This is a genomic window from Aquidulcibacter sp. (genome assembly GCF_044346625.1).
In the GTDB taxonomy this organism is placed as follows: domain Bacteria; phylum Pseudomonadota; class Alphaproteobacteria; order Caulobacterales; family Aquidulcibacteraceae; genus Aquidulcibacter.
The window spans coordinates 1-9,771 of sequence record NZ_JBIIYV010000085.1; the positions used below are offsets into that span (position 1 = coordinate 1).

The window sequence follows — 9,771 nt, forward strand, 5'->3', positions numbered from 1 at the left end:
TCGATCAGCCGCAGTTCAGGGTCACGACTGGCAGAAGCGTCGCTTCGTAGGGGGTGGATGACCAAGGCCCGCTGCACGGGCGCCTGACGATCGATCAAATGCAATTATCCTAGCTTTTCTGCGCGCCCACAGACCATCTGTAGCCGCGACAGCATGAGCCTGAAGACGTTCAATGACAAGAAAGACTTAGTCGAGGTCCGCAGGATCGCCCTCAAACATCTGCACCGGCGCGCCGGGCATGATGGTGGAGATGGCATGCTTATAAACCAATTGGACCTGACCGTCGCGGCGCAACAACACACAAAAATTGTCAAACCAAGTGACGACGCCTTGAAGTTTCACGCCATTCACCAAAAATATCGTCAGTGGCGTGCGGGATTTGCGGACTGCGTTTAAAAATGTGTCCTGAAGATTTTGTTTTTTGTCGGCAGACATTGTTAGCCCTGTCTTTTCTTGGATGACGCACCTCGTCACCTGAGTTCCTCATTAGGCAGTCCTTCTCTGAAATTTCAATCCAGAAGGATGCTGTCTAAGGCTTTTTTACTGATGTTTGTTGAGAAAGATAGGTTTCCCGCAGTTTCCGTGCGATTGAACCAGGTGTGCCGTCGCCAATTTTGTGGCCATCCAGCCCAATCACCGGGGTCACAAAGCTGGTAGCCGAAGTAATGAAGGCTTCTTGCGCTGATAATGCCTCGTCTCGGGAAAAGGCTTTTTCTTCAAAGGCAAAGCCTAGTACTTGCGCAGTCTTGATGATCGTGTCGCGCGTAATCCCACGCAAAATGGCATGGGTTGCAGGCCGCGTTCGTAACACACCCTCAGAATCAACAATCCAAGCGTTCTGCGCAGTACCTTCAGTAACCATCCCTTCAGAATCGACAAACCATGCATCGGCGAAGCCCGCTTCTAGAGCGGCTTGTTTAGCCAGAACATTAGGCAAGAGATTGACGGTTTTGATATCCACCCTGCCCCAGCGATTGTCTGGGCAAGTTTGAACCTGAATTCCTTTGGCCGCGCGCGCATCCGCTTGGACCATGTTCATAGGCCGTGCCGTCAAGATAATGCTCGGACGCGAATGGGCAGGAAATGGATGATCCCGACGTGCCACGCCACGGGAAACTTGCAGATACACCAATCCGTCTTTCAGCTTATTACGCGCCATCAGTTCCCGTACGATCACCATCAGGCTGGCATTGCCCATAGGTGCCTTGATCTGTAGGGCCGCGAGAGAACGTGCAAGCCGAGCTAGATGGCCTTCTGAATCAAACAAGATGCCGTCACGAACCGCCCAGACTTCATAGACAGCATCGCCAAATTGCAGACCGCGATCTTCAACATGGATCGAGGCTTCCCCGTGGCGCACAAATTGGCCGTCGACATAGGCAATTCTTGGCACTTTTAACCCTCCAGATCGAAGCCGCGGGTACCTTCAACACCGAGGCTTTTCAGTTTGCGGTGCAAAGCCGACCGTTCCATCCCAATAAATGACGCGGTTCGCGAGATATTGCCACCAAAGCGCGTGATCTGAGCTGCCAGATATTCGCGCTCAAACAATTCGCGTGCCTCGCGCAGCGGCAAAGATACCAATTGATGCAGGCCTGTTCGGTCGGCCAACTCGCCCACGCCCACGCCGTCTAGCGCCAGAGCGGCCGCATCTATCGGCGCACTTGAATCGCCAGAAGCCAAGATCAGCATGCGTTCCACCAAATTACGCAATTCGCGCACATTGCCTGGCCAGCTCGCCGCCTGCATGGCCGCCAGTGCTTCGGGTCCAAAATGGCGCTGGGCTACACCATTGGCTTCGGCAACACGTTTAGAAAAGTGCTCTACCAAGCGGGGCACATCATCGCGCCGTTCTGCCAAGGCGGGCGAGCGGATGGGTACAACATTGAGCCGGTGGTAGAGGTCTTCGCGGAAGCGACCCATGCTAATGGCTTCTCGTAAATCCCGCGCAGTCGAGGAAATCACCCGCACATTGACCGACACATCGCTACTACCGCCTAAGCGACGGAAGCGTTGCTCTACCAATACGCGCAGGATCTTAGACTGCGTTTCCATCGGCATTTCGGCGATTTCGTCGAGCAATAGGGTGCCGTTATGGGCGTGCTCAAACACCCCGATCTTGGTGGGGCGACCTTCGCTTGTTTCTTCGCCGAATAGTTCTGATTCCATGCGCTCTGGCGCAATGGCAGCTGCCGAGATGACGACGAACGGCCCATCGGCGCGCTGAGAGCCTGCGTGCAAGGCCCGCGCGATGACTTCCTTGCCAGAGCCAGACGGGCCTGTGATCAAGACGCGACTGTTCATCGGCGCGATTTTCTCGATGGCTGAGCGCAATTGAAGCATGACTGTGCTTTCGCCGATCAACTCATCACCTGCCACAGCCCGGGCGCGCAGCGCCATGTTTTCGCGCCGTAAACGTGCGCTTTCGAGCGCGCGGCTAATGATCAAGATCAGGCGGTCGGACTTGAAAGGCTTCTCAATAAAGTCAAACGCCCCGCGTTTGAGCGCACTGACGGCGGTTTCGATCGTGCCATGGCCAGAGATCAGAACGATCGGGATGGTTGGGTCTATGCCTTGCACGACCGACAGGATTTCTAGCCCATCGAGGCGGCTCCCTTGTAACCAAACGTCCAAGACGACCAGATCAGGGCGCCGGGTACGAAAGGCATCTAACGCGCCGTCTGAATCAGCGGCATAGCGAACGACATAGCCTTCGTCTTCCAAAATGCCGCCAACCAAATCACGAATATCGGCTTCATCGTCAACGATGAGAATTTCAGCTGCCATGGGGAGACTCCGAGCTTAAGTGCTCTTGTTGGGATGTGTTTATGTCGGGGGTGTTTGAGGCGTTGTCGGCCATATGCACAGGCAGGTTCATCAAAACCCGTGCGCCGTTCTCGCCGTCAGTTCGGTCGGCAAGTTCAAGCTTGCCACCATGTTCTTCCATCACACGCGCGACGATGGCGAGGCCTAGCCCCGTCCCTTTTGCGCGGGTGGTCATGTAGGGCTCCAGCAGCCGCCGACGATCATGGACCGGGAAGCCTATGCCATTATCGACCACTTCGATCCAAGCCATCTTTTCATTGAGGTGAAGGCTTACCTCTATTTGACCCGCGATATCGGTTTCCTCGCGCGCGCGCCGGGTCGCAATCCCCTCACCCGCATTCTTCAAAATATTAGCAAACGCTTGAATCAAAAGGCGGGTGTCCATCGAAACTAGGACAGGTTCGGGTGGCAGGGTGCTGGAGACTTCGATGTCAGGGCTGGCGATCCGTTGGGCAAAGACAGCCTGGCGCAAGGCTTCGCTCAAATCATCGACCGCAAATTTGGGTGAAGGCATGCGCGCATAGCTAGAGAACTCATCCACCATGCGACCAATGTCGGTCACTTGCCGCACGATGGTGTCGGTCATGCGGACGAACACATCGCGATCCTTGGTGATCACGTCAGCATATTTGCGCTTTAGGCGCTCTGCGGACAATTGGATCGGGGTCAATGGGTTCTTGATCTCATGCGCAATCCGGCGCGCCACATCTTTCCAAGCCGCTTGGCGTTGCGCCGCCAAAAGGCCGGACACATCGTCGAACGTCACCACCAAATCATCGCCCGCATAAGCCGCGCGGACGTCAAACAACAAGGTCTCTGCCCCCACCAGTCGCTCGGCTTGGCCTTGCGCTGGGTGAAGCGGACGAGCGCTTCCGACAATGGTCATAAACTCTGGCGCAATCACCGAAAAGTCACGGCCCTCAAGGCGATCATCATGGGTTTGTAGAAGACGACCTGCCGACCCATTGGCGGCGCGGACGCAATTGGTGCCGTCCAGACTGACAACACCAGCCGAAACGCCTTCCAAAACCGCCCCGATAAAGACAGATCGGGTTTCGGCATATTCGGCAGCCTCTTCCAAAGCGCGACGCTGGAACTGCAGCTCGCCCGTCATTTTGTTGAAGGTGGTCGCCAAGGCGGAGATTTCATCCCCTCCCCCAACTTGGGCGACGCGGGCACTCATATCCCCGCCTCGCACGCGTTCGGCCGCATCTGCCAATAAACCAATCGGCGCACTGATCCGCCCCGCCGACACCAGTCCCAACCAGACAGACCCGATCAGCACCAAAAGCACGATCTCAAGATAGGCAAGTGCGAACAAAAGGCGCAGCAGGCCTTGGCGCTCTTCGATCACCTGATAGGCGTAAACCGCGGCCTTGGCTTTCTCAAACAAAGCAAGCTGCCCGGGCTCTGGCAGTCTGACGACGGCCAAATAGGAGTTTGAAAAGGCGTCGAGGCGGTAAAGTGCGCGCACCACAGCCGATGGGTCGATATTGATGGAGACATCGCCGGCCTGTGCGGTGGCAAAGTCGCCAGCATCAGGCATAGTAAATTCTGGAACCCCTTGCGGGCGCTGCGCTTCCGCCAGCTTGGTGCCTTGGGCGTTCAAGACGTAAGCAGCCACAAAACCACGGCGATCGGCCTGTAGCGCCAGATAGTCCCGATAAGCCTGCGGGTCGGCTTTGAGCTGGATAGCTGAAGCATTCAGATCGACGGCCATGGCCGAGATGTCAATTTTGGTCGTCTCCGCGGTTTTATCGACGGACTGATTACCCAATATCCGGGTGGCTTGCACGGCTTCGCGCACTTGTTCAGAAAACCAAGCCTGAACGCCTTGCCCGATGGTCAGCGCTGAAAACAAAGCAATCAAGATCACCGGGATCACGCCATTGGCGGCAAACAACATGACAAAGCGCAAATGCAAGCGCGCGCCGGTTTGTGCCTTTTTGCCTGCATTGCGCAGCGCCAGCACGCGGCTGCCAACCCGCAGCGACAGATAAGCGATCAAGAGACCGCTGATGATTAAAAGCGCTAAAATCCAGGAGCTTGCAGGGCCAACAATATCCCCGCCTGAAACAGCAAACAATAGACCGATAAAGGTCAGAATGATTGCCGCGACATAGGCACCCATATCCGTGACGGAGATATGGGCAGCATCGGAGAAAGCCGGGCTGCGGGCGCTAACGGGGCTGGATTGAGAGACCGACTGCTGTGAACTCATGTGCCCTAAAAAGCACAATTGTGTCTAAAACGCAACAGTCCAGCCTGTGTTAGGCTTTGCCACGCCCCACATCAATGTCCAGTAATGCCAGGCGCTTGCGCAAGGTGTTGCGGTTTAGACCCAATATATCCGCTGCTTTGATCTGGTTGCCCCGTGTTTCGCGCAGCGTTAGCTCAAACAAAGGTCTTTCGACGGCGGCAATCACACTCTCGTGCAAGTCTGTCATTGACTTACCGGTCGCAGAGGCTTGCGCGATCAATTTTGAGATCGCCGTTCGCGCAACGGTTTCTAGGTCATCATCTTGCCCGACATGACCGGTTACAATCGGCTGGCTCCGCTCTCTAAACAGCTCACGCCGGATGGTGTCGGCACCGATCACCGGGTCTGGGCTTAGGGCTGCGATGCGCCTCATGACATTTTCAAGCTCGCGCACATTGCCGGGCCAAGACCAGGTCTCGAGTTCTTCTGCACCCGATTTATCGAGCGCCTTTTCCCCTAAACCGTCCCTTGTAGCGCGTGCCAAGAATGCCCGCGCCAAGTCTGGCACATCGCTCATGCGTTCGCGCAATGGCGGCACTGTGATGGTTACCACGTTCAGGCGGTAATAGAGGTCTTCGCGGAAGCTGCCATTCATGACGAGGCCTTTTAGGTCTCGGTCGCTTGCCGCCACCAGTCGTACATCCCCCATAGCGGACTTCTGGCCACTGGTATCGGCCAGAATGCGCGCAAGTCTTGCTTGAGTTGGCATAGGCGTATCCGCAAGACCATCTAAGAACAGGGTCCCGCCAGCGGCCTCGGCAAACAGGCCAATTCCATTATGACCTTCGATTGCTTGGTCGAGGCTGCGCGGGTCTAAGGCCGCCAAGCTTAAGGTAACAAAGGGCCCGGACTTGCGCCGACCATATTCGTGCAGCACCCGGGCAACCAGCTTTTTGCCAACGCCAGACTCACCCTCGATCAATACCGTCAGATCAAAGCCTGCCGCGCGCGACAGCGTCCGATAAACTTCTTGCATCGGCAACGACCGACCAATCAGCGGCAGACGTTCTTCCTTTTCCGCTTTGCGTTGCTGGTTAGAGGCGTTGAAATCCTTCTTGCCCTCTAATGCCCGCCGCACCAAGCCAACCATCACATCGAGATCAAACGGCTTGGGTAGATATTCATAGGCCCCATGTTCGGCTGCGGAGACGGCAGTCAAAAGCGTGTTCTGCGCGCTCATGACAATGATGGGCAGCTTGGGACGCTCCATCCGCATGCGTGGTAAGTAGTCGAACAAATTGCCATCGGGCATCATCACATCGGTAAGGACCAAATCGCCCTCACCTTCCTTGATCCACTTCCACAAGGTTGCGGCATTACCCGTCGCGCGGACCTGATAGCCTTCGCGTGCAAGAGCCTGCGACAGCACCAAGCGGATTGACGCATCATCATCAGCAATCAAAACATTACGCCCAGCAACACTCATGTTTAAGTCCTAATTCTTTCGACTGGTTTGTGGACCAGTTCGTTGATGGGAGAGTGGCAAACGCACACGAAAGACGGTCCGTCCCGGCTCAGACTCAAAATCGACAACCCCGCCATGGGCATTCACGATCTTTTGCACCAGAGGTAGACCCAAACCGCCACTGGCCGGCTTGGTGGAGACGAAGGGCTCAAACAAACAATCTTTCACGTCCTCGGCAACGCCGCGGCCATTGTCATAGAAGGCGATTTCCAACGGCAAGTCGCGGGCTTCCCCGGACGGTGTGCGCATGCGCACACCATGGCGATAGGCCGTCGCCAAAGTGATTTCTGCGCCTTCTGGCCGACTTTGGGCCGCCTCAGCTGCATTTTTGGCGAGGTTCAAGAACACTTGGATCAGCTGGTCTTCATCGCCCAGCGCATCGGGCAAAGACGGGTCAAAGCGGCGCTTGACGCTGATATCGCGGGCAAACCCGTTTTCAGCCAAAGTAGCGACCCGCTCCAGCGAGGCGTGCACATTGACAGGTGCAAACTCAATCGGGGGATCGGCACCAAAGCTCTCCATGCGATCGATCAAACGACGGACCCGGTCGGTTTCTTCCACGATCAGATTGACCAACTCTAGCTCTGCGGGGTTCGCGTCACGCACAAGAAGCTGAGCTGCTCCGCGTATCCCCGCCAGAGGATTTTTCACTTCATGGGCCAAGGTTCTACCCAAAGCAGCCATAGAGCGCGCACCTGCCATATCCTGCATGCGCTCAGAAAGATCACGACCGCGGCCCTTGGGGCGAACCACTAAGGCAATAAAGCCACCGTCTTCGCTGGGTGACGCTGTGATGTCGCAGGAAAAATCGCCAAAGCTCGGGCCTCGCAATGTCATATCGCGACCGCTGACGGGCGATCCAGTGGTGCGTGCCCGTTCAATCAAATCATGAATGGGGCTATGTTCACTGAACAGGCCCATGATGCCATTTGCTTTGATGCTGCGTATAGATTTTAGAAAAATGTCCTGCGCAGCCCCATTGGCCAAGATGATCTGCCCGCCCCCTTCAACGCCCAAGGCAGGCAGAGGCAAAGCCTCTAAAAAAGCAGCCGCAATCTGCCCCTCTCGGTCGGATGGGAGACCGGGGACATAATCAACCGATAGGGAGGAGTTTTTCAGGCGATCCAAAACGGGCATTTCCAGTTGGTTAGACCATGATGCTTACATAAATGGCAGACTACGTCAAAACGGCAGCTCACATTATGCTGAGTGCAATATATTTGAGCACAATTCGCCTTTTTTTGACCTTTCTGGGCATGGAGGCGCAGGACATCCGCTCCGTGGTCAAATTTGAGAGGATCGCCAAGTTCACGCCATCGCGGGCAAAGTAGCTGGAGTGTCAGCTTTAAACTGGCTAAGGTTCTGCCATGTCCTCTATCCAATCTTCCCCAATTTTGGCGGTCACGATCCTTGTTGCTGGCGGCACAGGAACACGTGCGAAGCAGACCTCTCCCTCGGCTGGACGATCAGGGAATGACAATCTACCCAAGCAGTTTCAGTCACTGGGAGGGAAACCAATTCTGCGTTGGAGCTTGGAAGCCTTCAGCCGCGATCCCCGGTTTGGCTCGATTGTCGTCGTTTGTGCGCCAGAGATGCGCGAACGGGTTTTGGCATGCGCGGGTTCCATACCGATCCTGCTGGCAGACGCTGGTGAGACGCGCACGCAATCGGTCGCCAATGGTTTGCGCGTAGCCCAGAGCGTCGGTGCCCTGTTCAGCTTCATCCATGATGCGGCGCGGCCGGGCTTAAGCCAATCCGTCCTAGACAATCTGTTCGCCGCTCTAGAGGACGGGGCCGATGGCGCAGCACCGGGTCTGGCGATTGCCGATGCCTTGTGGCTGGCCCCTAATGGCCAAGTTGAACAGGCCCAAGCGCGAGATGGGCTGATTCGCATCCAAACCCCGCAGGCCTTTAAAGCGAGCCTGATCGAGGCGGCCTATGAGACAATAGCCGCCGATCAAATGCTCTTGGACGATGTGGCTGTTGCCAAAGCCCATGGCACCACCATCCAAGTGGTTGCGGGCAGCCCAATGCTTGAGAAGATTACTTGGCCAGAGGATTTTGACCGTATGACGCGCCTGCTCACCCCGCAGCTTCTCCCCCGCATTGGGACGGGCTTTGATGCACATAGGTTTGCGGAAGGCAGCTTTGTGACCTTGTGCGGCATCGAAGTGCCCCACACGCATGGTCTTGCCGGGCATTCTGATGCGGATGTGGCGTGGCATTGTTTGGCGGACGCGATCTACGGGGCCTTATCTGCTGGCGATATTGGCAAGCACTTCCCGCCAACCGACCCGCAATGGCGGGGTGCGGCGTCCAGCATTTTCCTAGCCCATGCGGGAAACATGGTGACGGCCGCTGGTGGCACCATCAATCATGTCGATCTGACCATCATTTGTGAGCGCCCAAAGATCGGCCCACATCGCGATGCCATGGTTCAAAAAACGGCACAGCTGCTGGGGCTGCGCGAAAGCCAAGTCTCGGTCAAAGCCACGACAACTGAAGGCATGGGCTTTACCGGTCGCGCCGAAGGCATCGCCGCCCAAGCTACTGCTACCATCCTCCTGCCCGCCGATTTTGGCACTGCTCAAACTTAGGATCGCACCCATGTCGATTTTCCCCCAAGACCTCGTCATGGCAGCCCGCCTGCTGATCGGGGATGCAGAAGCGCGCGGCATCAAAATTACGACTGCAGAAAGCTGTACGGGTGGTCTGGTTGCCGCCCTTCTGACCGAGATTGCAGGCTCTTCCGCCGTGTTTGAGCGCGGCTTTGTCGTCTATTCTAACCGCGCCAAGGAAGAAATGTTGCACGTACCGGGCGACCTATTGGCAGACTTTGGCGCGGTGTCCGAACCCGTTGCCCGCGCCTTAGCCGAAGGCGCACTGCATGAAAGCCGCGCAAACCTCAGCGTTGCCATCACCGGCATCGCCGGCCCCGGCGGCGGCACCGGCATGAAACCCGTCGGCCTCGTCCACTTCGCCAGCGCACGCGAAAACCGCTCAATCCGGCATGAGGAGCATCTGTTCGGCGACATTGGCCGCGAAAAGGTGCGCCTCGAAGCCGTCCGCGTCGCGCTGCGCATGTTGCAGGATGGGTTAGAGGCTTAGGGCGAGTAGTCCTCCCCTTGTGTGTTTTGGATGTGATAGAGAGGTCGAGTGAAGGCTGGTCGCGCAACCAGCCTTCACCGCGACCTTGAGACCGTGTGTCCCCTTTGGCGTA

8 protein-coding genes are annotated in these 9,771 nt (G+C 56.6%); 2 read left to right on the forward strand and 6 right to left on the reverse strand.

Features of this window, described 5'->3' with window-relative positions; genetic code table 11:
* Positions 1 to 186 precede the first annotated feature (186 nt).
* From hfq to ACIQ20_RS14490, 6 genes are all read right to left on the reverse strand, one after another.
* On the reverse strand, positions 187 to 435 hold the full coding sequence (gene hfq / locus ACIQ20_RS14465) for an RNA chaperone Hfq (protein WP_085339964.1): 249 nt from the start codon (positions 433 to 435) through the stop codon (positions 187 to 189).
* A 94-nt stretch (positions 436 to 529) separates the two neighbouring features.
* The gene (locus ACIQ20_RS14470; protein WP_395781495.1) at positions 530 to 1,393 is read right to left on the reverse strand and encodes a D-amino-acid transaminase; all 864 of its coding nucleotides are present in this window, start codon (positions 1,391 to 1,393) and stop codon (positions 530 to 532) included.
* Between the two features lie 2 nt (positions 1,394 to 1,395).
* The gene (locus ACIQ20_RS14475; protein WP_395781497.1) at positions 1,396 to 2,787 is read right to left on the reverse strand and encodes a sigma-54-dependent transcriptional regulator; all 1,392 of its coding nucleotides are present in this window, start codon (positions 2,785 to 2,787) and stop codon (positions 1,396 to 1,398) included.
* The gene (locus ACIQ20_RS14480; protein WP_395781499.1) at positions 2,777 to 5,047 is read right to left on the reverse strand and encodes an ATP-binding protein; all 2,271 of its coding nucleotides are present in this window, start codon (positions 5,045 to 5,047) and stop codon (positions 2,777 to 2,779) included. Before ACIQ20_RS14480 ends, ACIQ20_RS14475 begins: the two co-directional genes overlap by 11 nt.
* Positions 5,048 to 5,096: 49 nt before the next feature.
* Positions 5,097 to 6,512: a sigma 54-interacting transcriptional regulator gene (locus tag ACIQ20_RS14485; protein ID WP_395781501.1), complete on the reverse strand. Its 1,416-nt coding sequence runs from the start codon at positions 6,510 to 6,512 to the stop codon at positions 5,097 to 5,099.
* A gap of 9 nt (positions 6,513 to 6,521) precedes the next feature.
* Positions 6,522 to 7,679 (reverse strand): nitrogen regulation protein NR(II), encoded by a 1,158-nt coding sequence (locus ACIQ20_RS14490; RefSeq protein WP_395781503.1) that lies wholly within the window; start codon positions 7,677 to 7,679, stop codon positions 6,522 to 6,524.
* Between the two features lie 239 nt (positions 7,680 to 7,918).
* Between ACIQ20_RS14490 and ispF the strand changes: the two genes are divergently transcribed.
* Complete coding sequence (gene ispF, locus ACIQ20_RS14495; RefSeq protein ID WP_395781505.1) at positions 7,919 to 9,148, forward strand: 2-C-methyl-D-erythritol 2,4-cyclodiphosphate synthase; 1,230 nt, start codon at positions 7,919 to 7,921, stop codon at positions 9,146 to 9,148.
* A 16-nt stretch (positions 9,149 to 9,164) separates the two neighbouring features.
* A complete protein-coding gene (locus ACIQ20_RS14500) occupies positions 9,165 to 9,659 on the forward strand; it encodes a CinA family protein (RefSeq protein WP_290802730.1) in 495 nt (164 codons plus the stop codon).
* Positions 9,660 to 9,771: the final 112 nt, after the last annotated feature.

Coding starts and splice junctions, on each gene's coding strand:
- ACIQ20_RS14475 (WP_395781497.1), bottom strand. CDS start 2,787: ATGGCAGCTGAAATTCTCATCGTTGACGATGAAGCCGATATTCGTGAT.
- ACIQ20_RS14485 (WP_395781501.1), bottom strand. CDS start 6,512: ATGAGTGTTGCTGGGCGTAATGTTTTGATTGCTGATGATGATGCGTCA.
- ACIQ20_RS14480 (WP_395781499.1), bottom strand. CDS start 5,047: ATGAGTTCACAGCAGTCGGTCTCTCAATCCAGCCCCGTTAGCGCCCGC.
- ispF (WP_395781505.1), top strand. CDS start 7,919: ATGTCCTCTATCCAATCTTCCCCAATTTTGGCGGTCACGATCCTTGTT.
- hfq (WP_085339964.1), bottom strand. CDS start 435: ATGTCTGCCGACAAAAAACAAAATCTTCAGGACACATTTTTAAACGCA.